Genomic DNA, 26,007 nt, shown 5'->3' with positions numbered 1-26,007 from the left:
GATCGGAGGGTGACGTTCATCTCACACAGCAGTCGTCGTTCAGTTCGTCACAATCGCCACGACCCCAACGCAGTCGCCTGATTTGACCAACCCCGGGAAATGCCGCGCACAGAGAATGCCGTCCATGGCGGCACGGATCTCGCCCGGCGCCTCACCCGTCCTGCCCGTCGGATAGACGCGAGCGATCACGGCATCCTTGGCGACCGCTTCGCCAAGGTCGATGGTGGGCTCGATCAATCCGCCCTGCTCCGCGAAAGAGAAACAGCGGCCATCCGGCATATCCAGCCAGGTTGTTGGCCCGGTATCGACGGCGCCGGCGACGATACCGGCATGTCGCAGCACGTTCATGGTGCCACGTTTTGCGATCGCCGCAGTTCTGGCCGTGGCAGTACCTCCACCGCCGAGCTCGGTCGTGATGAAGATCTTACCCATGTCTTCGGCCGCCGTGTCGTACATGCCGACCGCATCGATCTCCAGCATCTTCATCGAATAGGGTGCGGCAAAGGCTGTGACGAAATCGAAAGCCTGCGCCTCCTGTTGTTTGTTCTGCAGTATGTGCGCTGCGCAGAACGGGAGAAAATCGAGCGTCTTGCCGCCGGAGTGGAAATCGAGCACGAGATCCGCCATCGGCAGAAGCACACGCTGGAAATAATCGGCGATCTTTTCGGTCACCGTGCCGTCCGGACGACCCGGAAAGCTGCGGTTCATGTTGCCTCTGTCGATCGGCGAGGTCCGGGTTCCCGCAAGGAATGCCGGGTAATTCATTGCCGGCACGATGATGACAGCGCCGCTCACCTCCTCTGCCTGCAGCGAGCGGGCGAGATCGAAGAGCGCGATCGGTCCCTCGTATTCGTCGCCATGATTGCCGCCCGTCAGGAGCGCCGTCGGTCCCTTGCCATTCCTGACGACCGTTATCGGAACCATCACCGAGCCCCAAGCGGAATCGTCGCGGCTGTAGGGCAGCCTGAGGAACCCGTGCTGAACGCCCTCGGCGGCGAAATCCACCGTCGCGCTGATCGGCGACGGCCGCAAGCCAGTGTCTGTCATGACAGCCTCACTCCTTGACCAACAGCTTGCGCGGCACGTTGGCGAGGCATTCGACACCGCTCTCGGTGATGAGGATGCTCTCCGTTGTTTCGAAACCCATGTCCTCGAGCCAGAGGCCGGTCATGAAATGGAAGGTCATGCCGGGCTTCAACTCGGTCCGATCGCCCGGCCGCAGGCTCATGGTGCGCTCGCCCCAATCCGGCGGATAGGAGAGCCCGATCGGGTAACCGGTGCGGTTGTCCTTGACGATTCCATATTTCTTGAGCACCGCGAAGAAGGCATTGGCGATATCCTCGCAGCTATTGCCGGGTCGGGCGACAGCAAGACCGGCTTCCATGCCTTCCAGTGTCGCTTTTTCGGCGTCGAGAAAGGCCTGCGTCGGCTTGCCGAGGAAGACGGTGCGCGACAGTGGTAGATGATAACGGTTGTAGCAGCCGGCGATCTCGAAGAAGGTGCCCTCCCCCTTCTTCAACGGCCGGTCGTCCCAGGTCAGATGCGGTGCAGATGCTTCGACGCCGGACGGCAGCAGCGGCACGATGGCCGGGTAGTCGCCGCCGATGCCGTCGACGCCGCGCGTGCCGGCGTCATAGATTTCCGCCACCAGATCGCATTTGCGCATGCCGACCTCGATCTTGTCGAAGATGCGGGCGTGCATGGCTTCCACGATCCGGGCCGCATTGCGCATGTACTTGATTTCGGTCTCGCTCTTGACCGCGCGCTGCCAGTTGACCAGCGCGGTCGCGTCGACGAAGCGCGCATTCGGCAGATGCTTCTGCAGCGCGGCGAAGGCGGCGGCAGAAAACCAGTAATTGTCCATCTCGACGCCGATCGTCAGCTTGGCGAAGCCGCGCTCCGTCAGGATGCCGGAGAGGTAATCCATTGGATGACGCTCGGTCGACTGCACGTAGTGATCGGGATAGCCGACGATATCGTCGTGCGCGAGATAGGCGGTGAGCTTGGCGCCATTGGCATCTTGACCGCGGCCGAACCAGATCGGCTCGCCCTGCGGCGGCACGATCACCGCCTGGTGCACGTAGAAGGACCAACCGTCATAGCCGGTCAGCCAGGCCATGTTCGAGGGGTCGCTGACAACAAGCAGGTCCACACCCTTCGCCTCCATGGCGCGCCGTGTTTTTTCCAGCCGCGCGGCATATTCACCGAGCGAAAACTTCAGATTGGGCTGGGTCATGTTTCTTCCCTTCTTTTCCGGCGCCGCGCCGGTCAGCTTTCGAATGTGGTGCCGGCCTTCGCCGCGCCGGCGCGGGCGAAGGCGAGCGTGGCGATGGCGGTATCCTGAATGCCGGTGCCGGTGAGGTCCGCGATGGTGATCTCATCGTTGCTCGTCCTGCCCGGCATCTGACCGGCGACAATACGGCCGAGTTCGGCGAAATCGGCATCGCGTGCGACCAGACCGGCCTCGATTGCGTGGTGCAGTTCGCCGAGACGGCGCGTCTGTTTCAGGCTGTCGGCGACGTAAAGGCTCGCGCGGGCGATGGCCGCGGGATCGATTTCGTTCTTGTGCTCCGCATCCGATCCCATGGCCGTCAGATGCTGCCCGGATTCGAGCCACCCCGCTTCGACGATCGGATTTTCCGCAGGTGTGGTGGTCACGACAATATCGGCGCCCGTCATTGCGTCTCTCGGCGCCGACGTCGCAATCACGGGAAAGCCGAGTTTTCCGGTCAATTCGGCTGCTGCTTTCCGCGCCTTGGCGGCATCGCGCGCCCAGATCCTGGCCTGGGCGATAGGCCGTACCAGCGTCAGTGCCTCGAGCTGCAGCCGTGCCTGCATGCCGGCACCGAAAATTGCGGCGACGCCGGAATTTTTCCGCGATAGGTATTGCGCCGCGACGGCGCCGGCGGCTGCGGTGCGGACGTCCGTGAGGTAACCATTGTCCAGAAGCAGCGCTTGTACCAGGCCGGTCCGGCTGGACAGCAGCACCATCATGCCATTGGTGCTCGGCAGGCCGATCTTTGGATTGTCGAAGAAACCGGGGCTGATCTTGATGGCGAAACCTTCAATGCCCGGAACGTAGGCGGTCTTCACATCGACCTCACCCCGATGCTCCGGAATGTCGAGCCGCAAAATCGGCGGCATGGCGACCGCCTTCGTTGCAAGCGCCGCGAAAGCCTGCTCGATACAGGCGACCGCATCGCGATCGAGCATCACGATCTTGCGCAATTCCGCTTCCGTCAGAATGATCATGCGGTTCATGGGCGATCCTCCTCGAATGCCGCACCCTCCCCGTTGATCACTCGGCGGTGCTGTTCCATGTCGACATTACACCCGGAAAGGATCGTAACGACCGGGCCGCCGGAGCTGATCTTTCCCGCCAGCAGCGCTGCTATTCCGACCGCTCCCGCTCCCTCGACGATCTCGCGCTCGCAGGCATAGGCATGGCGCATGCCTGCGGCAATCTCCGCCTCCGTCAGCAGGACGACGTCGTCGAGAAGCGCCTGGCACATGGTGAAAGTCACTCGATTGTCGAGGCCGATGCCGCCGCCGAGTGAATCCGCAAGACTTCTCACTTCCTCCACCTGCACCGGCCGTCCGGCATCGAGGCTCGCTTTCATCGCCGCGCCCCGTTCCATCGTCAGGCCGATCACTCTCGTTTTCGGATTGACGCCCTTGATCGCAGCGGCAACGCCCGCGGCAAGTCCGCCGCCCGAGAGCGGCACCAGAACCGTGGCTGCCTGCGGCAATGCATCGACGATCTCGAGCCCCAGCGTCCCCTGCCCGGCGACGACAGCCGGATGGTCAAAAGGCGGAACCATCACCAGACCTTGATCTCGCATCAAACGGTCAACCTCCTCCTGCGCCTCGTCCTGTGATTGACCGACGATGCGCACATCGGCGCCCAGACGGCGGATTTCTGAAATCTTGTTCGCCGGCACCAGCCGCGACATGCAGATCGTCGCGACCATGCCTTGTGCCTTCGCCGCATGGGCAAGCGCCCGGCCGTGATTTCCCGTCGAGGCGGCGACGACGCCGCGCACGCGTTCCGCCGGCGACAATGACGCTACCGCATTGGTCGCCCCGCGAAGCTTGAAGCTGCCCGTCGTCTGATGATGTTCGAGCTTCAGCCAAACCGGAACGCCCGCAATCTCGCCGAGCGATGCCGACAACACGATCGGCGTTTCCACAACACGGCCGGCGATCCGATGCGCCGCCGCGCGGATATCCTCCATCGAAACTGGCAGGAGGCCCCTCATGTGCTCAGCCTTCCCCATAGGATCTGGTCATCAATTGACCGAACTCGGGCCGCGCCTGATCATCGCCGCAGAGCCGCAGACAGGCCCAGGCGGTGGCGAGATTGCTGGTCACCACCGGCTTGCCGGTCGCCGCTTCGATGCGAGCGGCGACCTGTGCGGCGCGCACGGCGGTGCAGGAAATGAACAGTGCATCGGATTGCGGCGCCAGCGCCTGGCGGCCAAAGGCGGCGATTTCATCCGGCGCAATCCGTGCCATCTCGCGGTCGTCGCTCAGACCGAGGCAGGTAAAGCGGTCGATCGCAAAACCAAGACCGGTGAAATAATCCGCCATCGGCCGGCTGGTTTCGACTGTATAAGGGGTCAGCACGGAAATCCGCCTGGCGCCGAACGCCTTCAGGGCTTTCACAGCAGCCGCCGTTGGCGTCACCACTGAAGCACGCGGCTTGGCCGCCTGGATCGCTTCCTCGATCTTGCGGTCGCCAATGACAACAGAGGCCGAGGTGCAGGAATACATGACGGCATCCAGCGTCTCACCCGGCAGAATGAGCCCTGCGCCTTGGGTCAGCGACGGCTGCATCTTCAGGAGATTTTCCGGTGTCACCGGATTGGCGTAGTGGATGCGGCTGACATAGACGCCGATACGGTCGCTGGCGACCATCCGCCGGAAGTCGGCCTCCGTCGTGTGATCGGTCGCCAGGATGACGAGGCCGATGCGCTTTTCCAGCGGCCGGTCGTCCAGACGTGGCAGTCGGCCGGCGGGAATGATCTCGGTCGATGCCGTCATGTCAGTCATCCACCCTGGCATAGCGTTCCTCGAGCCAGCGCAATCCCACAACCGAAATCAGGCTGATAACGAGGAAGAAGACGCCGACGAGCGTCATGGGTTCAATATAGCGATAGTTGCTGTTGGCGATGCTTTTGGCCTGGTTCATCAGTTCCAGCACGGTGATGGCCGATAGCAGCGGTGTTTCCTTGAACATGGCGATGAAGTAATTGGCGAGCGCCGGGATCATCGGCGGGATCGCCTGCGGCAAGATCACATGGATCCAGGCCTGGCGCGTCGTCAGGTTGGTGGCTTTGGCCGCCTCCCATTGTCCGCGCGAAACGTTCTCGATGCCGGCGCGATAGACCTCCGCCGTATAGGTCGCATAGTGAATGCCGATGCCGATGACCCCGGCGGTGAGCGGCGACAGCCGGATGCCGATATCCGGCAGGACGTAGAAGATGAAGTAGAGCTGCACCAGCAGCGGCGTACCGCGGATGAATTCCGAGACGAAGCCGACCGTGCTGGAAATGGCGACGACCGGCGATCGCCGCGCGATGGCAAGCGCGAGGCCTGCGACCATGGCGACAGCAGCGCCGAGGATGGTCGCGAGAATGGTGATCTTGAACCCTTCGAGAAGGGTCGGCATGATCTGCCAGACGAAGTTCCAATCCCATTCCATATGATCAAGTCCTCATGCCGTCGAGGCCGCGTGTCATCCGCCGTTCCAAGAGGCGCATCGCCGCCGAGATGGCGGAGGCCATGAGGAAATAGAGGATGAGGATCGTGGCGAAGGGCACCAGCGTATTGCCGGTCTGCGCCCGCACCACTTGCGCCTGAAAGGTCATGTCGGTCAGCGAGATCAGCGACACGACCGCCGTGCCCTTCAAAAGCTCGATCGCATTGTTGCAGAAGGTCGGTAGCATCAGCGGCAAGGCCTGCGGCAGTATGACATGGCGCATGCGCTGGTATCGCGACAGATTGAGCGCGATGCAGGCTTCCGATTGTTCGCGCCCGACGGCCTTGACGGCGCCACGCACTACCTCCGCGCCATAGGCGCCGACATTCAGACCGAGCGCCAGCACGCCCGCCTGCAGCGGCGTCAACGTCAATCCCGCGAAGGGCAGGACGAAATAGACCCAGAAGAGCTGGACGAAGATCGAGGTGCCGCGAAAGAATTCGATATAGGCAGTCGCCAAGGCCCGGGCGGCAAAAAAGCGCGACAGGCGGCCGAGGCCGGCCAGGAAGGCCATGACGAGCGCCAGCGCCGAGCCCATGATCGTCAGCTCGAGCGTCACCAGGGCGCCTTGAAGGATCAGAGTCAAATAGCCGGACCACACCGACATCGGCAGCTCACTTCTCTGGAGGTGGTGCGAAGGGCAACCGGCCATGGCGGGAGCATGGCCGGCTGCTTACATCAGGTCACTTGGCGGCCGCGCAGAGCTTTTCGCGGCTCGTCGACATCGCCGCCTTGGCCGAGAAGCCGTAAGGTTCGATTATCTTGGCGAATTCGCCGGATTCCTTCAGCTTCTTCAGCTCGACGTCGAAGGCATCGCGAAGCGCAACGTCCTGCTTGCGGAAGGCGGCGCCGTCGCAATAGACCGGAGCATTGACGACGGGCGCGACGGTTTCGAGGTTCGGATCGTTCGCCTTGGTCAACAGGTCGTGGATCGACAGAACCGGCAGCGAATAGACGTCGATGCGGCCGTCCTGCAGCATCTTGATGCCGCTCTGCCCGTCCGGAACCACGATAACGCGGTCACGCGGCACGCCGGCTTCCAGCGCCAGTTTCTCTTCCGTGCCGCCGCCCGGCGCGCCGATCTTGGCGTTCGGGTTGTCGGCGATATCCTTGTAGCTGGTCAGCTTCAGCGGGTTGCCCTTCTTGAGGGCAAAGGCTTCAGCGTCGCACAGGATCGGTTCGGAATAGGCGACGGCATTGCAGCGTTCGGGCTTCATGAAGAGGCCCGCCGTAATTGCATCGTGCCGGCCGGCCTGCAGGCCGGGAATCATCGCGCCGTACTCGGAGATCGAGGCGACCACTTCCTTGACGCCGAGCTTCTCGAAGATCACCCGCGCCACATCGGGCGCGGCACCCGAGACCTTGCCGTCGGCGCCGACGGCCGTGAACGGCGGCTCGTTGGCGATGGCGATACGGGCAAAGCCCTGCTCCTTCAGCTGTTCGAGCTTGTCATCGCCGGCGCAAGCCTGGCCGGCTGCTGTCATCAGCAGCGCAGACAGGCCGATGGCGCTCAAAATATATCCTGCTTTCATCGTTCCCAACTCCTCTGGCTTTCCTTGCGCTTTATTTTTGCGGGCAATGTCGGATCTCAGACGCGGTGCCCTGCCGCGATGATCTTGCGCAGGAAGATCTGCGTCCTCTCCTGCGTCGGATTGCGAAAAATGTCGCCGGGCTTGCCTTCCTCGACGATCCTGCCGCGATCGAAGAACAGAACACGGTCGGCAAAATCATGGGCAAAGCCCATCTCATGGGTGACGAGAAGCATCGTCATGTCGGTCTCGGAGGCGAGACGACGCATGACGTTCAGCACCTCCTCGACCAGCTCCGGGTCGAGCGCCGAGGTCACCTCGTCGAACAGCATGATCTTCGGTGACAGCGCCAGCGCCCGGGCGATGGCGACTCGCTGCTTCTGCCCGCCGGAAAGCTGAGCCGGGACGCTTCTAGCCTTATCGGCGAGACCGACCATGTCGAGAAGCTCCATTGCCCGCTTTTCGGCTTGGGGCCGCTTGATACCCTTGGTCAACATCGGCGCCAGCGTCACATTGTCGAGCACGCACTTGTGCGGGAACAGGTTGAAGTGCTGAAAGACCATGCCGATCTTCTCGCGCATGCGATGCAGATGCCGTTCATCGGCCGCCACCAGCCCGTTGCCGTTCGGCATGTGATAGAGCTGCTCGCCATCAACCTCGATATGGCCGCCGCTGATCGTCTCGAGCGTCATCAGAATGCGCAAGATCGTCGTCTTGCCCGAGCCGGACGGCCCGATCAGCGCCAGCTTCTCACCCGGCATGACATTCATCGACAGGCCGTCGAGCACGGTCAGAGGGCCGTATCTCTTCACGATGTTGTCGATGCGAATGATGGGCGCAGGCATTCATGTCTCTCCTTGTTGAGACAAGCAATGGCCTAACGATGACGGCGCTGGAAAATCATGTCAATTCGTAAAATAATATCATGACAATTATTCTGCGCCTGCCCGCAAATGAGGCGCCGACCTCAAATGGCGAGCAGCAGCTCTTCGGGATTTCCCTGTGCCAGTGAGGCAACGATCCCCAGTCCCGTCCGCAGCTCGCCTTCCGTCGTCGAGCCGAGCGAGATGCGCACCGCCGGCGTCCAGCCGTGATCGGCGGTGCGGAAGGATTTGCCCGGCGCGATCGCCACGCCGCGCAGCCTTGCCTGCGACACGAAACCATCCTCCGTATGGCTGCCGGAAAGCGGCAGCCATACATGCAGGCTTTGCGGGTGCGTTCGATAGGACAGGCCGGCCAGCATCTCCGCCGCGATCGCATGGCGCCCAACAAGGGCGCGGCGCTGCCAGTTGACGAGTTCCATCGCCGTGCCGTCGCTGACCCAGCGCGTGGCAATTTCGGCCATAGCCGGCGTCGCCATCCAACTGGAGACCAGATGCCGGTTGGCAACGGCGGCGACATAGCGGTCCGGCGCAACAAGATAGCCGATCCTGAGACCCGGAACGGTGATCTTCGTGAAGCTCGTGACGTAGAGCGTGCGCTCCGGCGCGAAGGCGGCCATCGGCGGCGCTCGATCCTCGACCATCGGGCCGAGAATGTCATTTTCGATGATCGCTATGTCGTGCTTGGCGGCCACAGCGGCGAGCGCCTGCCGGCGTTCTGCACTCATCAGCGCGGCCATTGGATTGATCACCGAAGGCTGAAGGAAGATCGCCCGGATGGGGCCCGTCCGGCAGGCCTCGTCCAGCGCGTCGGGGATCATGCCTTCCTCGTCGATCGCCAGTCCCTCGAGATGCAGGCCGAGATAGCTGGAGAGCGGCACCAGCGTATGATGGCTGATCGCCTCGGTGGCAATGGTCGAACCAGGCGGGGCGACACTCATCAGCGCCACCGTCATGCCCGAAGTCGCGCCATTCGTCAGGCTGATGTTCAGCGGCGACGCCTCGAGCCCGCAGCGCGCCAGCCATTCCGTGGCAACGACGCGATGGCGCGGAAAGACCATGTTCGGCCGGAACGACAGGGCCGAGCTGGACGGCAGATTTTCGGAGAGCCAGCCAAAGGCCTGGCGCAGCCTTTCCAGATGAATCTGCTCGCAGACGGGCTTCAGGATAGAGAGATCGATCACCTCGCCCAGCCGTTCCGGCAGATAAGGCGGTTCCGGCTCACGCGGCCGCGTCTGCACGAAGCTGCCGCGCCCGATCTCGCCGGAGATCAGCCCTCGGCGGCTGAGTTCCTCATAGGCGCGGCTCACCGTCTGCACGGAAAGATGCAGATCGTCCGCCAGCTTGCGATGCGGCGGCAATTGCGCGCCGTCAGCAAGCTTGCCGTCGGTAATCGCATTGGCGATCTGCTCGGCGAGCGAGAGGTAGGCCGGTCGGCGAAGTTGCGAGGGGTCGGGGCGCCACTTTGTCATGATTTTAACACTGCTGAAAATCAGTTCAATTGACAATGCCAAAATGCGCTTCCATTGTCGTTTCGCAGCGTTTGAAATGATTTCTTTCAAAGAAAGCACCATGAAGCTCGACGCCATCGATCTGCGTATTCTCGACGCCGTCCAGCGCGACGGCCGCATCACCAAGCTGGCGCTGGCCGAAAAGGCCGGTCTGTCGCCGACGCCGTGCTGGATGCGGCTGCGCAAGCTCGAAAAGGCGGGTGTCATCACCGGCTATCACGCACGCCTGGCGCCGCGACGCATCGCGCCGGTCGCCAGCGTGATGATGGAAGTGACGCTCGCCAATCATCGCCAGGCGGATTTCGAGCGCTTCGAGCGCGCCGTGACCGCCACCCCGGAGATCGTCGCCTGCTGGTCGGTCGGGGGCGGCGTCGATTACATCTTGAAGATCATCGCACCCGATATCGACGCCTATCAGCGGCTGGTCGACGGGCTTCTCGACCGCGAACTCGGCATCGACCGCTACTTCACCTACATCGTCACCAAGGTGGTGAAGGAGGAAACGGTGCTTCCAGTCTCTTCCTTCGTCGCCGACGGAGAGGAACAAAACGCGCTGTAGACAATCTCTCTACGGGAGCGCTGCTCTTTAGACCATCTCTCTCTTTCCGCATCCTCCAACAGACAATCTCTCGTCCGCTTCCGTGGAAGACTTGGCTCATCCGCAACGAGGAGATTGGACATGACCGCCGTTTTTGCCCGCCCCGCCTTTCATGACGCGCTGTCGCGACTTGCCGACCGTCATCTCCTGCGCGATCTCGCCTATGTCGGCGGCCGCTGGATCACCGGTGCCGCAGGGAAGAGCTTCGAGGTCACGGATCCGGCGTCTTCGGCGACGCTTGCCTGGGTTGCGAGCCTCGGCGCGGCGGAGACGGAAACCGCGATCGACGCTGCGTCAAAGGCCTTCGCCACATGGCGCGCCATGCTGCCGCAGCAGCGTTCAGCGATCCTGCGCAAATGGCATGAGCTGATGCTCGCCGCCAAGGAGGATCTGGCGCTGATCATGACGCTCGAACAGGGCAAACCGCTGGCGGAAGCGCGCGGCGAGATCGACTATGCCGCCTCCTTCCTCGAATGGTATGCCGAGGAAGGCAAACGGCTGAATGCCGAAAGCGTCACCAGCCACCTGGCCGGCGCGGAAATGATCGTCCGGCGCGAGGCGCTGGGGGTCGTCGGCGTCGTCACGCCGTGGAATTTCCCTTCCGCCATGCTCACCCGCAAGACGGCCGCAGCACTCGCCGCCGGCTGCACGGTCGTCGCCCACCCCTCCTCGGAAACGCCGCTTTCTGCCCTGGCGCTTGCCGAGCTCGGCGAACGGGCCGGCATTCCTGCCGGCGTCTTCAACGTGGTCACCGGCCATGCTGCAACGATCGTCGGACGGATGTGCAGCGATAGCCGCCTGCGCGCCATGAGCTTCACGGGTTCGACCGAGGTTGGCCGCCTGATCGCCGCCCAATGCGCACCGACCATGAAGCGGCTGGTAATGGAACTCGGCGGGCACGCGCCGCTGATTGTCTTCGACGACGCCGATGTCGCGAAAGCCGTCGAGATCGCCGTCGGCGCGAAGTTTGCCACATCGGGCCAGGATTGCCTTGCCGCCAACCGCATTTTTGTCCAGCGGCCCATTGCCGATGCCTTCGCCACGGCTTTTACCGCGCGTATCGGCGCGCTGAAGGTCGGCGCAGGCATCGAGGCCGAAAGCGAAATCGGGCCGCTGATGCATGAACGCGCCGTCGCCAAGGTCGAGGACCAGGTCGCCGACGCCTTGGCGCGTGGCGCGCGGCTCATTGCCGGTGGCAACCGCCACAAAGCCGGCCCGCTCTTCTATCAGCCGACGCTTTTGACGGATGTGCCGGCGAATGCGCTGATCATGCGTGAGGAGACTTTCGGGCCTGTAGCGGCGCTTGCCACCTTCGACACGGAAGAAGAGGTCGTCGCCCGTGCCAACGATACCGAATATGGCCTGGTCGCCTATGTCGTCACCGAGAATGGCGCCCGCCAGATGCGCCTCGGCCGCGCTCTGGAATACGGTATGGTCGCGGTCAATCGCGTGAAGATCACCGGCGGTCCCATCCCCTTCGGCGGCTGGAAACAGTCCGGCCTCGGCCGGGAAGGCTCCCGCCACGGGCTCGAGGCTTTCACCGAGCTCAAATACCTCTGCATCGACACCGCCGCCTAGACGCCATTTTAGAAGAGGACAGGATATGCTCGAGAAAAGCAACGAACTCACCGCCTGGGACCGCGACCACTTCTTTCATCCCTCGACCCATATGGGCATGCATGCGCGCGGCGAGACGCCGACGCGCGTCGTTGCCGGAGGCGAAGGTGTCTACATCACCGACACCAGCGGCCGCAAAAGCCTCGATGCCTTTGCCGGGCTTTATTGCGTCAATGTCGGCTACGGCCGCCAGGAGATCGCCGACGCCATCGCCGAACAGGCGAAGAATCTCGCCTATTACCACGCCTATGTCGGCCACGGCACCGAAGCATCGATTACGCTTGCGAAAATGATTATCGATCGCGCGCCCGCCGGCATGAGCCGCGTCTATTTCGGCCTTTCCGGCTCGGATGCCAACGAGACCAACATCAAGCTGATCTGGTATTACAACAACATTCTCGGCCGGCCGGAAAAGAAGAAGATCATCTCGCGCTGGCGCGGCTATCACGGCTCCGGCGTCATGACCGGCAGCCTCACCGGTCTTGCGCTTTTTCACAATGCCTTCGATCTGCCACGCGCCCCGATCCTCCATACCGAAGCGCCCTATTATTTCCGCCGGCCCGACCGGTCGATGAGCGAGGAACAATTCTCGCAATATTGCGCCGACAGACTGGAGGAGATGATCGTCACCGAGGGGCCTGATACCATCGCCGCCTTCATCGGCGAACCGATCCTCGGCACCGGCGGCATCGTTCCGCCCCCGCGAGGCTACTGGCAGAAGATCCAGGCCGTGCTCGACAGATACGACATCCTGCTCGTCGCCGACGAGGTCGTCACCGGCTTCGGCCGCCTGGGCACGATGTTCGGCTCGGATCACTACGGCATGAAGCCGGACCTGATCACCATCGCCAAAGGCCTGACCTCGGCCTATGCTCCGCTTTCCGGCTCGATCGTTTCGACCAAGATGTGGCAGGTGCTGGTGCAGGGCTCCGATCAGCTTGGCGCAATCGGCCATGGCTGGACCTATTCCGCCCATCCGATCTGCGCTGCCGCAGGCATCGCCAATCTGGAACTGATCGACGAACTCGGCATCGTCGACAATGCCGGCACGACCGGCAACTATTTCCGGTCGCAGTTGCAACAGGCGGTTGGCGGCCATCGGAATGTCGGTGAAGTTCGCGGCGACGGGCTGATGGCCGCTGTCGAATTCGTCGAGGATAGGGACGACCGCCGGTTCTTCGATCCCGGCCGCAAGGTCGGGCCACAGGTCGCATCCGCTCTTCTGGAACGCGGCGTCATCGGCCGCGCCATGCCGCAGGGCGACATTCTCGGCTTCGCTCCGCCGCTCTGCCTCACCCGCGAAGAAGCAGACGTCGTCGTCAAGGCGGCTGCAGACGCGATCGAAAGTGTTTTCAAAACCATCTGAGGAGAAGAGCCGCATGACGATCCCGGAAAAGATGGCGGCGGTGTTGCTCACCGGCCATGGCGGCCTGGAAAAGCTCATCTATGCCACGGATGTGCCTGTCCCGGCGCCGACTGAGGGCGAGGTGCTGATCCGTGTCACCGCCTGCGGCATGAACAACACCGACGTCTGGGTGCGCGAAGGCGCCTACGGCACAGAGGATGATCCCTCCGCCGTCTCCACCTGGCGCAGACAGGGCAATACGCTGACATTCCCGCGCATCCAGGGCACCGATACTGTCGGTCATATCGTCGGCGTCGGCGCCGGCGTTGATCCGAGACGCATCGGCGAACGCGTCATGGTCGACTTCTCGATCTATAATCGCGACGACGACAGTCTTGCCGACATCGATTACATGGGCCACGGGCGGGATGGCGGCTATGCCGAATATATGGTGCTGCCGGCCGAGAACGCTCATGTCGTCGCGACCGATCTGACCGATGTGGAGCTCGCCACCTTCTGCTGCGCTTATCTGACCGGCGAACGGATGCTGGAACGGGCAAGGCTTGTCGCCGGCGAGCGCGTTCTCGTCACCGGCGCTTCCGGCGGCGTCGGTTCGGCGATCATCCAGCTCGCCCGCGCCCGCGGCGCCATCCCGATCGCGGTCGCGGGCCCCGGCAAGGAGGCGGCGATGATCGATATCGGCGCGGAAGCGGTCGTCACCCGCGGCAAGGGGGATCTTGTCGAAGCCGTCCATTCCGCAAGTCGCGGCCAGCCGATGGACGTCGTCGCAGATCTGGTCGGCGGACCGCTGTTCAACGATCTTCTGAAGATTCTGCGTCCGGAGGGCCGCTATACCACGGCCGGCGCCATCGCCGGCCCCGTTGTCCAGCTCGATCTGCGGACCATGTATCTGAAGCAGCTCGAGCTGCATGGATCGAGCCAGGGGAGCCGCGCCGATTTCCGCAGGCTCATCGGCTATATCGAGAGCCGCAAAATCCGGCCCCTCGTCGGCGGCGTATATCCGCTGTCCGACTTCCACCGGGCGCAGACCGAATTCATGGCGAAGAATTTTGTAGGCAAACTGGTCGTCGTTCCCGACGCGAGATGATCTCCGTCGCGAAGCACGAACCTTATCGGTTTTGCGGCGTTCCACCGCCATGGAATACGCTTTCGATCACAACGAGTACTCGCGGCCTCGGACAATGGAAGGCGACCCTGCATTCGTGATGGAGGCGCGGCGATCCATCGTTCGGCCGGATCGCTGATGCCAGTTTCCCGTGCCGCCAGATATCCGACCTCAGCCGAAGTCATCAGAATTCGGCGCGCTGCTGCGATCGCTCGGCTCATGGACACCGCAGTCAGATTGCCTTTCGGCGTCCGGATCGGCGCAGACTCGGTTCTCGGCCTCATCCCAGCCGTCGGCGACGTTGCCGGATCCCTCATCGGTCTCTTCATCATCGATGAAGCAAGGCGTCTCGGCCTTCCTGCCCATAAGCTCGCCCGCATGGCGGTCAATCTCGGCGTCGACGCCGCCTGCGGCACGGTTCCGCTGGTCGGCGTTCTCTTCGACGTTTATTTCAAATCTCACCGCCGGAACGTCGGCATCATCCTCGAGCATTTCGGCATCAGCGAAGACGAGCTGAACCAGCGCATCTGACGATGCTCGGCCCCTCCGAGGAACCTGTCTAAAGCTCAGTCAGGGCGCCGGCCGTCTTGACTGCGTGATCAAGAACAAACTGCAGCTTGGCGGCATGGCCGAAACCTGGCTCATCCGGCTTCCCTTTTTCCACGGCGTTTGCAAATCGCTGGAAATTGGTGATGACCGGTTCGACCTCGATCTTGCGCCAGATCGCCTTGTCGGCATCGGCGCCTTCGCAGGCCCTGAGGGTCGAACCTTCAGGCGTATGCACCACCTCCAGCGCCCCCTTGTCTCCATGCAGGCGCAGGCGCAATTCGTTCAGATGGCCGGTTGCCCAGCGCGTTGCATGGATGACGCCGGCCGCGCCGTTTTCGAGCTCGGCCATCATCAGGAAGCTGTCATTCGCATCGAGCTCGTATTCGCCGATCCGGTTCCCGGGGCTCTTGTCGAAAACCTTGAGATGCGATGCCGCCGCCTTGACGTCGCTGCCGGCGGCAAAAACCGCGAAGTCGAGAATGTGGATACCAACATCGCCCAGCACACCGTTGGAGCCGTGCTTTGTCGACAGCCGCCAAAGCCACTGCGACTCTTTGGTCCAGTCGCCCCAAGCCTTGGACACCAACCAACTTTGGAGATAGGACGCTTCGAAGTGGCGGATCGCGCCGAGACGGCCATCCAGCACCATCTTTCGCGCCGCCTGCAGCGGCGCCACATTACGATAGGTAAGGTTTACCATCGTGACCTTTCCGGACGCCGCCGCGGCGTCGGCCATCTCCTTGGCCTCGCGGTAGTTGACCGCCAGGGGCTTCTCGCAGAGCACATGCTTGCCGGCGCCGAGTATCTTCATCGTCGTGGAATAATGCGCTCGATCGGGCGTGACATTGGTCACGGCGTCGAACTCCCCCCAGGCAAGGGCGTCATCGAGCGATGTGAAAGTAAGCGGGATGCCATGCCTGAGCGCGAAGGCCCGCAGCCGGACCTCGTCTGTATCGACGGCAGCAACAATTTTGACGCCGGCGATTTCCGAAAAATTCATGGCATGGGTATTTGCCCATCCTCCGGTTCCGAGAATGATCAAGCGCATTTTTGTCCTCATGATCCTTTATCGAGTTCAGCGGTAACCGGCTTCGCCGGCCTGGTGCAGTTTCGGGCCGCGTTCGACGATCTGCTCCAATGCCTTTTCCACCGGCACATTTGGAGCGTCGGCAATGCCAGTCAACGCGCCTTCGGGGTTGTAGGCCCACTTGACGCCGTTGATCAGCACCTTCTGGACGGTGGCGTCGTGATAGGTGGGATAGGTCTCATGGCCGGGGCGGAAATAGAAGATGTTGCCGGCGCCGCGGCGCCAGGTCAGGCCCGAGCGGAACACTTCGCCGCCCTGGAACCAGGAGATGAACACGGTTTCGAGCGGCTCCGGCACCGAAAACTGCTCGCCATACATTTCCTCGTTCTCAAGCTCGAAATGCTCGCCGATGCCGGCGGCGATCGGATGGCGCGGGTTGATCGTCCACAACCGCTCGCGCTCACCCGCCTCGCGCCATTTCAGCGCGCAGGGTGTTCCCATCAGCCGCTTGAAGATCTTCGAGAAATGGCCGGAATGCAGCACGAGAAGGCCCATGCCTTCCCAGACGCGTTTGGCGACGCGCTCGACGACGACGTCTGACACCGCGCCGTGATCCTTGTGGCCCCACCAGGTCAAGACATCGGTTTCGGCAAGCCGGGCTTCGCTCAGCCCGTGCTCCGGCTCCTGCAGCGTAGCCGTCGTCGCCGAGATGCCAGGATCGGTATTCAGCGCATTGGCGATCGTCATATGCATGCCTTCCGGATAGATGCCCCGGACGATCGCATTGGTATTCTCGTGAATGTTTTCGCCCCAGACAACGGTGCGTATGGTCACGTCGTTTTCTCCTTGTAGTTGAAGCGGATCGAGCTTCGGGAAAGACATCGATGCCTGGAAGATCAGGCTGCCCGCATGGATTCACGTTCGAGCGCCCGGCCCGACCGGTCGAAACGGTGGATGTGACCGGCAAGTGGCGCGAGGCCAAGCGTATGGCCCGGCTCGTGACGGCAGACGCCGGCCTCCCGCACGACAAGCGGCTCATCCTCCCCGATATCCAGATAGACAAAGCTATCGGAACCGAGGATTTCGGAATGGATGACCGTGCCTCTCCAAACAGGAGACTCGGCCGAGATGCGAACATGCTCCGCGCGCACGCCGATCGTATGGCTGTCATAGGGCTGCGCCAGCCCACCCGACAGGAAGTTCATTTTCGGCGAACCGATGAAGCCGGCGACAAAGACCGAGTTCGGGCTTTCGTAAAGTTCCAGCGGCGTGCCGATTTGCTCGACGACGCCGTCCCTCAGCACGCAGATCCGATCAGCCAGAGTCATGGCCTCGACCTGATCATGCGTCACATAGATCATCGTCGTACCGTGCATGCTGCGATGAAGCTTGGCGATCTCAAGCCTCGTCGCGACGCGAAGCGCCGCGTCGAGATTGGACAGCGGCTCGTCGAAGAGAAAGACCTTGGGATCGCGCACGATCGCCCGGCCGATTGCGACGCGCTGACGCTGCCCGCCGGAAAGCTGTCGCGGCAAGCGGTCCAGATAGGATGAGAGCTGCAGCATGCCGGCCGCCTGCTCGACGCGCCGGCGGCATTCGTCTCTGTTGCTCCCGGAAAGCTTCATGCCGAACGCCATGTTGTCGAAGACCGTCATATGCGGGTAGAGCGCGTAGGACTGGAAGACCATGGCGATCCCTCTCTTCGACGGCGCGTGCCGGTTTACCGTCTCATTGTCGAAGGCGAGCGTTCCCGAGGTAATGTCCTCGAGCCCGGAGATAAGCCTGAGCAACGTAGACTTGCCGCATCCGGACGGCCCCACGAACACCATGAACTCGCCCCTGCGGATCTCCATCGTCACGCCCTTGATCACCTCGAAAGCGCCAAAGCTCTTGCGGATGTTCTCCAGTCGGATCTCTGCCATGTCCTACTCCCTCAACCCTTGACGCCGCCGGCAGTCAGCCCCGAAATGATCCGGCGCTGGAATATCAAAACAAGCACGACAACCGGCACGGTGACGATCACCGAAGCCGCCATGATGTTGCCCCAGGGAATTTCGAACGCGCTGTTGCCCGACAGCAGGGCGATGGCGACCGGCACCGTCCGCTGCGTATCGGACGATGTGAACGTCAGCGCGAAAAGAAACTCGTTCCAGGCGGCGATGAAAGCGAGCAGCCCTGTTGTCACCAGCGCCGGCCACATCAGCGGCATGAAGACCTGAGTGACGATGACCCATGGCGACGCGCCGTCGACGATCGCCGCCTCCTCGATCTCGATCGGCAATTCCCGCATGAAGGTCGTCAGCACCCAGACAGTGAATGGCAGCGTGAAAATCACGTAGGAAAAGATCAGCGCGAAGGGCGTGTTGAAGATGCCGATCCAGCGGATCAGTTCGAAGAGGCCCGCAAGCACGGCAATCTGAGGAAACATCGACACCGACAGGATGGTCAGCATCAAGAGTGCCCGTCCGCGGAAGTGAACCCGGGCCAAAGCGAACGAAGCGGTGATCGAGAGCAGCAGCGATGCTGAAACGACGACGCAGGCGATCATCGCGGAATTCGCAAGGCTGCGAACGAAACTGCCCTGCCCCATGACGGAAGCATAGTTGCCGAAGGAGATCGAGGTCGGCCAATAATCGACTTGGAAAAGGGCCGTGCCGGTCTTCAGGCTGGTGAGGATCGCATAGTAGAACGGGAAAACCGCAATGATGACGATGGTCGCAACAAGCAGGTAGAAAAGCGTGTTCCTGGTGATCGAAAGCAGCATCAGCGTTCCTCCCCGCCGAGCTTAACGCGGCCGAACCAGATATAGAGGACGGTGACAGAGGCGATGATGAGGAAAAGCACCGTCGAGGCGGTGGCGCCATAGGCGAACTTGTCGAAGTCGAACAGGTTCTCGCGCGCCATGACCGACATGGTCTTCGTCTGAGCATTGTTGGGCGTCAGAACATAGATCAGATCGAAGATGCGCATTGCATCCAGCATCCGGAAGATCACGGCAACCATGATGGCCGGCCGGATCAGCGGCAGCGTCAGACGCCAGAAAACCTTGACCGGATTGACGCCATCGATCTTCGCCGCTTCGTAAATATCTCCCGGAACCATCTGCAAGCCGGCGAGGATCAGAAGCGCCATGAAGGGCGTCGTCTTCCAGACGTCGACGATCAGCACGGCCACCATCGCCGTTTCCGGATTTGCGGTCCAGGCGATCTTCTCGCTGATCAGGCCGAAACCGAGCAAAATATCATTGAGAATGCCGAACTGATCATTGAGCATCCAGGCCCACATCTTGGCCGAGACGATGGTCGGAATCGCCCACGGGATGAGGATTGCGGCCCGAACGATGCCACGCCCGACGAACTGCGCGTTCAGCACCAGCGCGACGATCAAGCCGAGCACAGTCTCGATCGCGACCGAAAGGAGGGTGAATTTGGCAGTGTTCCAGACGGCAGTCCACCAGATCGGATCGGCCAGCAGGCCGCGATAGATGGTCTTTCCGCTCTTCAGCGTCACCCACGACAAATAATTGGCAAAGCCGACGAACTGCGCATTGCCAAGGTTGTTGAGCGACGCATTCGTAAAGCTGAAATAGATGGTTCTGAACAGCGGCCAGCCCGCGACAACTGCCAGGATCAACAGCGTCGGCGCCAGAAAAATCCAGGCGGACCGGACGCGCTCGGATCGCAGCTCGGTAGAGGCTCTGAGCTTGGAAACCCTGGGTTCAATTGCTTGTGGAACTACGATTTCAGTCATGAAACGCCTTTCCGTTTAGCCCTCCGGAGACTGGACCGACGCCCTCTCGGCCGCCGGTCCCGCCACTCACCAGGCGTCGCCCTTAAGGGCCGTCAGGTCGGCTTCCAGGAGCTCGAGGTTCTCGGCGGCCGAGCCGCTGCCGGACAGCGTATTGTGCACTGCCGTCCAGAACTTCGAGGACACTTCGTTGTATTTCACCTTGGCTGTCGCCGAAGGACGCGGCACCGCATCTTGGAAGATGGGTTTCCAGTTGGGCATGAAGGGCTGCGCGGCGGCAATATCCTTGTCGTCATAAAGGTCGGTCAGTGTCGGCAGATTGGACAGCTCGATGGCGCGAGCCTTTTGCACGTCCTTCGACGCCAGGAATTTGACGAGCGCGATGGCTGCTTCCTGCTTTTCCGAATATTTCGACACCGCCAGGTTCCAGCCGCCGAGTGTCGAGGATGGCTTGTCGCCGGCGGCCGCAACCGGCAGCGTCATCACGTCGAACTTGCCCTTCACGGCGCTGTCGGCGCCGTTGCCGAGGGAATAGGCATAGGGCCAGTTTCGCATGAAGACGGCGTTACCGGTCTGCCAGACACCACGCGATTCCTCTTCCTGATAGGCGAGCACGCCCGGCGGCGAGATCGTGCCGATCCATCCCTTGGCGCGTTCGAGCGCTGCTGCCGCCTTCTCATTGTTGATCGAGATCGTGCCGTCCGGCTCGACGATCTGGCCGCCCCCCGACGACTTCACCCATTCCAGCGCGTTGCAGGTCAGCCCCTCATAGGAATTGCCCTGGAAGACGTAGCCCCAAAGATCCTTCTGGCCGGCCTGACGCTCTTTATCCTGGACCTCCTTGGCGGTTGCGGCCATCTCGTCCCAGGTCTTCGGCGGCAGCTTGTCATATTTCTTGAGCAGGTCCTTTCGGTAGTACAGCGCCGGAGCATCGGTAAACAACGGCAGCGCCACCAGCCGGCCATTTACGGTCTGCGAAGCGATGATCGACGGGAAGAACTGGCCAGCCACATCTTTGGTGGCCTCCTTCAGATCAATGAACTGGTCGGCAAGCTGCGGCGCCCAGATGACATCGGTCTGATAGACGTCGATGTCCTTGTTCCCCGCGGCAAGCCACAAGCGATATTGCGAGAACTGTTCGCTGCTCGACGATGGCATGGTGACGAGCTTCACCTGATTGCCGGTCTCCTTCTCAAAAATCGCGAGCTGCTTGTTCAGGAATTCGACGTTTTTCCCGGTGGTGTTCGCGGCAAACGAAATTTCTGCGGCGTGGATGGGGCCGGCCGCGAAAGCAAGTCCAATCGCGGATAAGGCCAGAGCAAAGTTTTTCATAATCTCCTCCCAGAAATTGAAATCGATTTGGCAAACGGAACATCGCAGAAGGCTTTGATGACGTCAAGACACCAAAACCAGCTTCTGGAGGTTGTATTTGTATGATAATAATAGCCATGCTGCGCGGATAAGGGCGTATATTCGGCATCCGCAGCCGACATTTAAACGTCACATAATTGAAACCGTTTTCAATCTGAACTGAATCAGCACTTGCCCGTTGCGCATCATCAACGCATCGTCCATTGATTTCCCGGACAAAGAAGACATCGATGAAACTTCGTGAATTTGCAAAGCAGCTTGGGCTTTCTCCGACCACGGTAAGCCGCGCACTTAGCGGCTATCCGGAGGTGAGCGAAGCCACGCGCGCCCGGGTTGCGAGCGAAGCAATGCGGCTTGGCTATCGCCCCGATATCAATGCCGTGCGCCTGAAGACTGGAAGAGCCGGAGCGATCGGCGTCATGATGGGGCGTTCAGGAGAAATTCATTTTGCCGAATTCGTGTCGGGGATGGCGCAGCGCCTGGAAACGACCGATACGGATATTCTCATCACACCTATTACCGCGCATAATGACGACGACGAGATACAGGCCTACCGGCGCCTGGTCGAAAGCCGCCGGGTAGACGCCGTGATCATTCATTCGCCACGCCCCAGAGACCCGCGGATCGAAATGCTGAACAGCCTCGGCGTGCCTTTTCTGGTCCACGGCCGCTCGGAGACCGAGCACGTTCATGCCTGGCTCGATATCGACAATGAAAATGCCGTGCGCAGAGTGACCGAACACCTGCTCGATCTCGGGCACCGGCGCATCGGGATGATCAATGGCCTGCGTGGCAAGACCTATTCAATCCATCGCGAACAGGGTTTTCGGATAGCCCATCAGGAGCGTGGGCTCACCGCAGATCCCAGCCTGATGGTCTGCGATAAATTTTCCGACGAGAGCGGCTTTCGCCACGCCCGCTCTTTTCTGGAGAGCGCCAATGCCCCGACCGCCATCGTTGCCGGTTCCACCATGACAGCTCTTGGTGTCTACCGTGCCGTCCGTTCGCTTGGGATGACAGTGGGGCAGGATGTTTCCGTCATCGCCCATGACGACGTCTTCCCCTATCTGACGGCCGAGAATATGGTCCCGTCGCTTTCGACCACACGATCTTCCATGCGTGCCGCGGGCACGCGCTGCGCCGAGCTGACACTACAGCTCATCGCTGGCCGCCCCGCAGACGAGATCCACGAATTGTGGCCAGTCGAGCTGATCCTGCGGGAGAGTACCGCGCCGCCGCCCTGATGAGAGCAACCACTCGATGCACGACTGTGCTGCAGCCGAAGTCCATCAGCCGGCATCGCGCCGCACTCCACCATTTGCCCGCACCAGCGCCATCAGCATCGGGCCGATCGCAAATTCGCCTCTCTCGGTCCTGCGGGTGAGATCGCGGAGATAACCGCCGGGCGAATTGATGTGTCCGCCCCTTTCCAGAATGCAGGCGATCACCGTCGCGGCGTTTTCCGGCCCCATGCCGGCGCAGGCTTCCTCATAGGCCGAGGGGCTGACGCCGAGCATCGAGCGGACGACGACGGCAGCCGACATCAGGTCGCGCCAGTTGCCGATCGTTCCGCCCGGCCCATAGTCGAGAATTTGCGGGCAGGCCTGAAGAACCAGACCAAGCGGGAAGGATTTCAGCGTATGTCCCGCCGCTGGTTCAGCCGCGCCGGATTTCCTGCCGCTTATTGCGCCGGCCGATGCCGGATGTTTCAATCTTCGCTCGTCCTGCGGGCCGGCGACCGGGTCGTTATCGGTCGCCGGCTTCGCGCCCTGCTTCGTGTCGAAGCTTGGTTCAAGTTCAGAAGTGGAGTTGGGGTTTGAATTCTGTTTGTGACGCTCAGTTTGAGACTCATTGGCGTCTAATTTTTGTAATTTTATATGTCTTTCCAGCAGGTTGACGGCTTCGTCGCGCAGCAGCCCCATCTCGTCGAGCAGTAACGCCAATTCCTCGGCCCCCGCGACGCGTGGAATCCTGCGTACGAGACCGCGAAACATCAGCGACATCTGCTCCCAGTCGCCAGGCACACCTTCCTCGATCGCTACTGCGATCAGCTTCGAGATATCCCGCCGGCACACGGTGAGGCGCTCCCTGGTCGCTCGGATGAGTTCTCGATCGGCAACCACCTCGGCGGCCAGGTTTTCGATTTCAACCGCGCGCGCCAGCAGTGGCGCGACGCTGAAGCCGAAGGCCTCACCGATCTCCCCTTCCCTGTCGCGACGCGCATAGCGCTTTCCGTTCGGGCTGTCCTTGCGCAGGATCAGGCCAGCCTCGACCAGCACGGCAAGATGCCGCCGCAGCGTCGCCGGCGTCATACCCCGGGCGCGAAGCGAAAGCTGCGCATTCGAGGGAAAGACGATCAGGCCCTTCTCCTCGGAAATCTCGTCATCGGGATAGAAGGTCAGCAGCGCATCGAGCACCGTCAGCGCCCGATCGGTCACACCAAGCGCCGGCCGCGCCTCGCAGATCGCCCTGAACAGTTTCCACTTGCTGCGTCTTATCCCCGGCTCGATGCTCTCGGCCAGTTGCTGGCTTGCCAGCATGCCAAGCGACATCGGCCGCCGCCCAAAGGGCGTCGTCACATATCCACTCTCCATTTGCCTTCACCTTCGTTCAGGCAAAAGAAAACAGTCCACCACTTTGGTGCCTAAGACGCTTGACTGTGATTCGTGGAAATGCGATTCTCGATGTGCTTAAGATCTGAGAAGGGCTTCCACGACGGCGTCGTTGGGGGCCTTTTTCTTTTGCGCGCTACGCTCCTCTGTGCTTTTTGAACTCCTGGAACAGGCCCTGTAGCCGTTCCTGGACAAATTGGTCGAAACCGGGCGCAGTCTTGCCGTCGAAGACAAAGGTTGCGCCGGATGCTGTTTTTTTAACGGTCACCGGCACGCCGCTGACCTCGGATTTGACGACTGCCGGCTTCGATGCCGCGGCCTTTTTCTTTGCCAGAACGAATGCCCGGTGAAACCGCTCGTCGCTCGTCATCTTCCGCGCGTCGTCCGCGGACAACTCCGCGATGATCTTCTCGACATCGGCATTTTCGAGCTGCTCGCCGAGTTCCAGCCATCGCCGCCGGCCAATATCAGGCGCAGCACCTATGGCGTTGATGAGCGCCAACGGCACCTGCCGTATTACGATCAGCATCCTCGACAGCGCCGCCTTGTCGACGCTCAGCGCCGCCATGATGACGTCGCGGGCAAAGCCGCGTTCTTCCAGCCGCGACGCGAAGAGCGCGCGCTCGATATAGGAGAGATTGGTGCGGGCGCTGTTTTCCTGGCCTTGGCTGACGACCAGCTGGCCGTCGGTCAGGTCACGGACGACCGCGCGGACTCTGATGCCGATCTCTCTCGTGGCCGCCAGGCGGCGATGGCCATAGGCAACCTGATAGCGGCCTTTGGCTTCCGGATGCGGACGCACGAGGATCGGGACCTGCTGCCCATGCTCGCGGATCTGTTCGACCAGCTCGGCGAGTTCGCCAGCATCGATCGCCAGGCGATCGCTGACGAAAGACGCGTCGATCACGCCGGGATCGAGCTCGACGATCATCTGGCCCGCGGCAAGCTGCCGCTCCAGCGCGCTGGCGCGCTCCATCTTCTCGGTGATGTTGCCGAGTGTCTTGGTAATGCCGCCGACCGGCCCGCCACTGCGCTCCTGCGGCACGAAGCCGGCAATCGGACGATTTTCGCGCGGCGCGACCGCTTCCGCCCTCGCCGGGCTCGGTGCGGAAAATTCGATCAGGTTCTTGCGCGCCATCCTATCTCCTTCCCCAGGTGGAGCGAATATGCGCTTCGATCTCACCGTTCACGAGGTTCAGCGACTCGAGCGCCCGATCATAGGTTCCGCGTGTGAATTGCGAGCGCTCGACTTCGTAGAGTGTCTGCTTGGTGACGCCGGCATCGGAAACGGCCGTCGATTTCACCATCGCGTTGTGGAGCATGCGATTGCCGAAGATCGCCCGCATGAAGCCGGTCATCTGGCTTTGCGGCCCGTCATTCGGTTCGAACCGCGTCACAAGATAGCGCATCCAGTCATAGCTGGTGCGCCCGCCGGCCTTCTCGACGACAGACATGAGTTCACTGGTCATCGTCAGGAACTGCGACATCGACATGACGTCGAGCATTTGCGGATGAACCGTGATCAGCACCGAGGTCGCGGCGCAGAGCGCCGACATTGTCAGGAAGCCGAGCTGCGGCGGGCAGTCGACGACGACGATGTCGTAAAGGCTCTCGATATCGGTCAGCACCTCGCCGATGCGGGCAAAGAACATCGTCTCGGCCCTGCCCGACGTCATGGCCTTCGGTGTCTCGTGCTCGAATTCCATCAATTCGAGATTGCCGGGAATGAGATGCAGGTTCGGCGTATAGGTGGCGCGCACGATGTCGGCGATCGGGCGCGGATCGTCATAGCGGATCGCGCCGTAGATCGTTTCGCCCTCACCGACGTCGAATTCCGGCTGATGGCCGAACAAAGCAGACAGGGACGCCTGCGGGTCGAGGTCAACGGCAAGGACGCGGTAGCCCCGGAGCGCCATGAATTGCGCGAAGTGGGCCGCGGTCGTGGTCTTGCCCGAGCCGCCCTTGAAATTCATCACGGAGACGATCTGGAGCTTTTCGCCCGGCCTGCGGGCCGGCACATATTTCGGCGTGCCGTTCCGCTCGTCGAGGACCCGGCGGATCCGGTCCATGTCGGTTGCGCTATAGAGCCGTCGACCGTTTGCCAGCGGATCCGGACCATGGCCATCAGCGGCCACCTGCCGGAGATAACCTTCGCCGATGCCGATGAAGGCCGCAGCCTCCGCCGGAGAAAATGTCCTGATCGTCTTTTGCGACAAAGGGGGAAAGATTTTCGCCTGATGCTGCTGAAGTTGATAGGACAACTCCTGCGCATCTGTTGCCAGAAGTGACGGGAGATGCTCTTGATCGTCTTGGAGAGCAAGCCTCGGCTGCAT

25 protein-coding genes are annotated in these 26,007 nt (G+C 61.8%); 6 read left to right on the top strand and 19 right to left on the bottom strand.

The genetic code is table 11. From position 1 onward, the window contains the following. Nucleotides 1-39: 39 nt before the first annotated feature. From doeB to NMA58_RS22110, 10 genes are all read right to left on the bottom strand, one after another. On the bottom strand, nucleotides 40-1,047 hold the full coding sequence (gene doeB / locus NMA58_RS22155) for a N(2)-acetyl-L-2,4-diaminobutanoate deacetylase DoeB (RefSeq protein ID WP_434713950.1): 1,008 nt from the start codon (nucleotides 1,045-1,047) through the stop codon (nucleotides 40-42). A gap of 7 nt (nucleotides 1,048-1,054) precedes the next feature. Beyond that, on the bottom strand, nucleotides 1,055-2,236 hold the full coding sequence (gene doeA, locus NMA58_RS22150; protein WP_434713949.1) for an ectoine hydrolase DoeA: 1,182 nt from the start codon (nucleotides 2,234-2,236) through the stop codon (nucleotides 1,055-1,057). 32 nt (nucleotides 2,237-2,268) lie between these two features. Next, nucleotides 2,269-3,261, bottom strand: a complete 993-nt coding sequence (gene eutC, locus NMA58_RS22145) for an ectoine utilization protein EutC (protein WP_434713948.1) — start codon at nucleotides 3,259-3,261, stop codon at nucleotides 2,269-2,271. Continuing rightward, nucleotides 3,258-4,259: a hydroxyectoine utilization dehydratase EutB gene (gene eutB / locus NMA58_RS22140; RefSeq protein WP_434713947.1), complete on the bottom strand. Its 1,002-nt coding sequence runs from the start codon at nucleotides 4,257-4,259 to the stop codon at nucleotides 3,258-3,260. Before eutB ends, eutC begins: the two co-directional genes overlap by 4 nt. 4 nt (nucleotides 4,260-4,263) lie before the next feature. Beyond that, nucleotides 4,264-5,043: an ectoine utilization protein EutA gene (eutA, locus tag NMA58_RS22135; protein WP_434713946.1), complete on the bottom strand. Its 780-nt coding sequence runs from the start codon at nucleotides 5,041-5,043 to the stop codon at nucleotides 4,264-4,266. A gap of 1 nt (nucleotide 5,044) precedes the next feature. After that, entirely contained in the window at nucleotides 5,045-5,704 is a 660-nt protein-coding gene (ehuD, locus tag NMA58_RS22130) for an ectoine/hydroxyectoine ABC transporter permease subunit EhuD (RefSeq protein WP_434713945.1), read from the bottom strand. 4 nt (nucleotides 5,705-5,708) lie between these two features. Then, on the bottom strand, nucleotides 5,709-6,368 hold the full coding sequence (gene ehuC, locus NMA58_RS22125) for an ectoine/hydroxyectoine ABC transporter permease subunit EhuC (RefSeq protein ID WP_434713944.1): 660 nt from the start codon (nucleotides 6,366-6,368) through the stop codon (nucleotides 5,709-5,711). Nucleotides 6,369-6,444: 76 nt separating this feature from the next. After that, nucleotides 6,445-7,293, bottom strand: a complete 849-nt coding sequence (ehuB, locus tag NMA58_RS22120) for an ectoine/hydroxyectoine ABC transporter substrate-binding protein EhuB (protein WP_221127062.1) — start codon at nucleotides 7,291-7,293, stop codon at nucleotides 6,445-6,447. A gap of 56 nt (nucleotides 7,294-7,349) precedes the next feature. Then, a complete protein-coding gene (gene ehuA / locus NMA58_RS22115) occupies nucleotides 7,350-8,135 on the bottom strand; it encodes an ectoine/hydroxyectoine ABC transporter ATP-binding protein EhuA (protein ID WP_210631913.1) in 786 nt (261 codons plus the stop codon). 122 nt (nucleotides 8,136-8,257) lie between these two features. Further along, nucleotides 8,258-9,643, bottom strand: coding sequence for a PLP-dependent aminotransferase family protein (locus NMA58_RS22110; RefSeq protein WP_434713943.1), 1,386 nt, complete (start codon nucleotides 9,641-9,643; stop codon nucleotides 8,258-8,260). A gap of 100 nt (nucleotides 9,644-9,743) precedes the next feature. Between NMA58_RS22110 and NMA58_RS22105 the strand changes: the two genes are divergently transcribed. The 5 genes from NMA58_RS22105 to NMA58_RS22085 all read left to right on the top strand — a co-directional run bounded on the left by NMA58_RS22105 (nucleotide 9,744) and on the right by NMA58_RS22085 (nucleotide 14,899). After that, entirely contained in the window at nucleotides 9,744-10,241 is a 498-nt protein-coding gene (locus NMA58_RS22105; RefSeq protein ID WP_434713942.1) for an Lrp/AsnC family transcriptional regulator, read from the top strand. A gap of 120 nt (nucleotides 10,242-10,361) precedes the next feature. Next, entirely contained in the window at nucleotides 10,362-11,858 is a 1,497-nt protein-coding gene (locus NMA58_RS22100) for an NAD-dependent succinate-semialdehyde dehydrogenase (RefSeq protein ID WP_434713941.1), read from the top strand. Nucleotides 11,859-11,883: 25 nt separating this feature from the next. Further along, a complete protein-coding gene (locus tag NMA58_RS22095; protein ID WP_434713940.1) occupies nucleotides 11,884-13,263 on the top strand; it encodes an aspartate aminotransferase family protein in 1,380 nt (459 codons plus the stop codon). 13 nt (nucleotides 13,264-13,276) lie between these two features. Then, nucleotides 13,277-14,350, top strand: coding sequence for an alcohol dehydrogenase family protein (locus tag NMA58_RS22090; RefSeq protein ID WP_434713939.1), 1,074 nt, complete (start codon nucleotides 13,277-13,279; stop codon nucleotides 14,348-14,350). A gap of 156 nt (nucleotides 14,351-14,506) precedes the next feature. Further along, on the top strand, nucleotides 14,507-14,899 hold the full coding sequence (locus NMA58_RS22085; protein ID WP_434713938.1) for a DUF4112 domain-containing protein: 393 nt from the start codon (nucleotides 14,507-14,509) through the stop codon (nucleotides 14,897-14,899). A 28-nt stretch (nucleotides 14,900-14,927) separates the two neighbouring features. On the opposite strand, the gene NMA58_RS22080 is transcribed toward NMA58_RS22085, so the two are convergent. The 6 genes from NMA58_RS22080 to NMA58_RS22055 form a co-directional block, all read right to left on the bottom strand. Continuing rightward, nucleotides 14,928-15,965 (bottom strand): Gfo/Idh/MocA family protein, encoded by a 1,038-nt coding sequence (locus tag NMA58_RS22080; protein ID WP_085781620.1) that lies wholly within the window; start codon nucleotides 15,963-15,965, stop codon nucleotides 14,928-14,930. Between the two features lie 27 nt (nucleotides 15,966-15,992). Further along, a complete protein-coding gene (locus NMA58_RS22075) occupies nucleotides 15,993-16,778 on the bottom strand; it encodes a ThuA domain-containing protein (RefSeq protein ID WP_430957438.1) in 786 nt (261 codons plus the stop codon). A gap of 62 nt (nucleotides 16,779-16,840) precedes the next feature. Then, nucleotides 16,841-17,866, bottom strand: a complete 1,026-nt coding sequence (locus NMA58_RS22070) for an ABC transporter ATP-binding protein (protein WP_183698316.1) — start codon at nucleotides 17,864-17,866, stop codon at nucleotides 16,841-16,843. Nucleotides 17,867-17,877: 11 nt separating this feature from the next. Beyond that, nucleotides 17,878-18,708, bottom strand: coding sequence for a carbohydrate ABC transporter permease (locus tag NMA58_RS22065; protein ID WP_221127071.1), 831 nt, complete (start codon nucleotides 18,706-18,708; stop codon nucleotides 17,878-17,880). Next, nucleotides 18,708-19,694, bottom strand: a complete 987-nt coding sequence (locus tag NMA58_RS22060; RefSeq protein WP_430957437.1) for a carbohydrate ABC transporter permease — start codon at nucleotides 19,692-19,694, stop codon at nucleotides 18,708-18,710. The genes NMA58_RS22065 and NMA58_RS22060 overlap by 1 nt, the downstream gene beginning before the upstream one ends. 66 nt (nucleotides 19,695-19,760) lie before the next feature. After that, nucleotides 19,761-21,023: an ABC transporter substrate-binding protein gene (locus NMA58_RS22055; RefSeq protein ID WP_430957436.1), complete on the bottom strand. Its 1,263-nt coding sequence runs from the start codon at nucleotides 21,021-21,023 to the stop codon at nucleotides 19,761-19,763. Nucleotides 21,024-21,292: 269 nt separating this feature from the next. On the opposite strand from NMA58_RS22055, the gene NMA58_RS22050 reads away from it, so the two are divergent. Then, a complete protein-coding gene (locus NMA58_RS22050) occupies nucleotides 21,293-22,306 on the top strand; it encodes a substrate-binding domain-containing protein (RefSeq protein ID WP_430957435.1) in 1,014 nt (337 codons plus the stop codon). A 45-nt stretch (nucleotides 22,307-22,351) separates the two neighbouring features. Here NMA58_RS22050 and repC read toward each other — a convergent pair whose 3' ends face one another. From repC to repA, 3 genes are all read right to left on the bottom strand, one after another. Beyond that, the gene (gene repC / locus NMA58_RS22045) at nucleotides 22,352-23,656 is read right to left on the bottom strand and encodes a plasmid replication protein RepC (RefSeq protein WP_430957434.1); all 1,305 of its coding nucleotides are present in this window, start codon (nucleotides 23,654-23,656) and stop codon (nucleotides 22,352-22,354) included. Nucleotides 23,657-23,810: 154 nt separating this feature from the next. Then, nucleotides 23,811-24,812 carry a plasmid partitioning protein RepB gene (gene repB, locus NMA58_RS22040; RefSeq protein ID WP_430957433.1) on the bottom strand — a complete coding sequence of 334 codons (1,002 nt, stop codon included), beginning with the start codon at nucleotides 24,810-24,812 and terminating at the stop codon, nucleotides 23,811-23,813. Between the two features lies 1 nt (nucleotide 24,813). Then, nucleotides 24,814-26,007 (bottom strand): plasmid partitioning protein RepA, encoded by a 1,194-nt coding sequence (repA, locus tag NMA58_RS22035; protein WP_097600607.1) that lies wholly within the window; start codon nucleotides 26,005-26,007, stop codon nucleotides 24,814-24,816.

It is taken from the genome of Rhizobium sp. YTUHZ045, from assembly GCF_051124255.1.
Taxonomy (GTDB): Bacteria; Pseudomonadota; Alphaproteobacteria; order Rhizobiales; family Rhizobiaceae; genus Rhizobium.
Note: the sequence above shows the minus strand (reverse complement) of the source record. Positions and strands in the feature narration are given on the sequence as shown.

Excerpts from the sequence above, each read along its gene's own strand:
- NMA58_RS22070 (WP_183698316.1), bottom strand. The coding sequence starts at position 17,866 with ATGGCAGAGATCCGACTGGAGAACATCCGCAAGAGCTTTGGCGCTTTC.
- ehuD (WP_434713945.1), bottom strand. The coding sequence starts at position 5,704 with ATGGAATGGGATTGGAACTTCGTCTGGCAGATCATGCCGACCCTTCTC.
- NMA58_RS22080 (WP_085781620.1), bottom strand. The coding sequence starts at position 15,965 with ATGCGCTTGATCATTCTCGGAACCGGAGGATGGGCAAATACCCATGCC.
- doeA (WP_434713949.1), bottom strand. The coding sequence starts at position 2,236 with ATGACCCAGCCCAATCTGAAGTTTTCGCTCGGTGAATATGCCGCGCGG.
- NMA58_RS22060 (WP_430957437.1), bottom strand. The coding sequence starts at position 19,694 with ATGACTGAAATCGTAGTTCCACAAGCAATTGAACCCAGGGTTTCCAAG.
- eutB (WP_434713947.1), bottom strand. The coding sequence starts at position 4,259 with ATGAGGGGCCTCCTGCCAGTTTCGATGGAGGATATCCGCGCGGCGGCG.
- NMA58_RS22100 (WP_434713941.1), top strand. The coding sequence starts at position 10,362 with ATGACCGCCGTTTTTGCCCGCCCCGCCTTTCATGACGCGCTGTCGCGA.
- NMA58_RS22085 (WP_434713938.1), top strand. The coding sequence starts at position 14,507 with ATGCCAGTTTCCCGTGCCGCCAGATATCCGACCTCAGCCGAAGTCATC.
- NMA58_RS22110 (WP_434713943.1), bottom strand. The coding sequence starts at position 9,643 with ATGACAAAGTGGCGCCCCGACCCCTCGCAACTTCGCCGACCGGCCTAC.
- NMA58_RS22055 (WP_430957436.1), bottom strand. The coding sequence starts at position 21,023 with ATGAAAAACTTTGCTCTGGCCTTATCCGCGATTGGACTTGCTTTCGCG.
- repB (WP_430957433.1), bottom strand. The coding sequence starts at position 24,812 with ATGGCGCGCAAGAACCTGATCGAATTTTCCGCACCGAGCCCGGCGAGG.
- NMA58_RS22105 (WP_434713942.1), top strand. The coding sequence starts at position 9,744 with ATGAAGCTCGACGCCATCGATCTGCGTATTCTCGACGCCGTCCAGCGC.
- eutC (WP_434713948.1), bottom strand. The coding sequence starts at position 3,261 with ATGAACCGCATGATCATTCTGACGGAAGCGGAATTGCGCAAGATCGTG.
- eutA (WP_434713946.1), bottom strand. The coding sequence starts at position 5,043 with ATGACGGCATCGACCGAGATCATTCCCGCCGGCCGACTGCCACGTCTG.
- NMA58_RS22095 (WP_434713940.1), top strand. The coding sequence starts at position 11,884 with ATGCTCGAGAAAAGCAACGAACTCACCGCCTGGGACCGCGACCACTTC.
- ehuA (WP_210631913.1), bottom strand. The coding sequence starts at position 8,135 with ATGCCTGCGCCCATCATTCGCATCGACAACATCGTGAAGAGATACGGC.
- ehuB (WP_221127062.1), bottom strand. The coding sequence starts at position 7,293 with ATGAAAGCAGGATATATTTTGAGCGCCATCGGCCTGTCTGCGCTGCTG.
- doeB (WP_434713950.1), bottom strand. The coding sequence starts at position 1,047 with ATGACAGACACTGGCTTGCGGCCGTCGCCGATCAGCGCGACGGTGGAT.
- NMA58_RS22065 (WP_221127071.1), bottom strand. The coding sequence starts at position 18,708 with ATGCTGCTTTCGATCACCAGGAACACGCTTTTCTACCTGCTTGTTGCG.
- repA (WP_097600607.1), bottom strand. The coding sequence starts at position 26,007 with ATGCAGCCGAGGCTTGCTCTCCAAGACGATCAAGAGCATCTCCCGTCA.
- NMA58_RS22090 (WP_434713939.1), top strand. The coding sequence starts at position 13,277 with ATGACGATCCCGGAAAAGATGGCGGCGGTGTTGCTCACCGGCCATGGC.
- ehuC (WP_434713944.1), bottom strand. The coding sequence starts at position 6,368 with ATGTCGGTGTGGTCCGGCTATTTGACTCTGATCCTTCAAGGCGCCCTG.
- NMA58_RS22050 (WP_430957435.1), top strand. The coding sequence starts at position 21,293 with ATGAAACTTCGTGAATTTGCAAAGCAGCTTGGGCTTTCTCCGACCACG.
- repC (WP_430957434.1), bottom strand. The coding sequence starts at position 23,656 with ATGGAGAGTGGATATGTGACGACGCCCTTTGGGCGGCGGCCGATGTCG.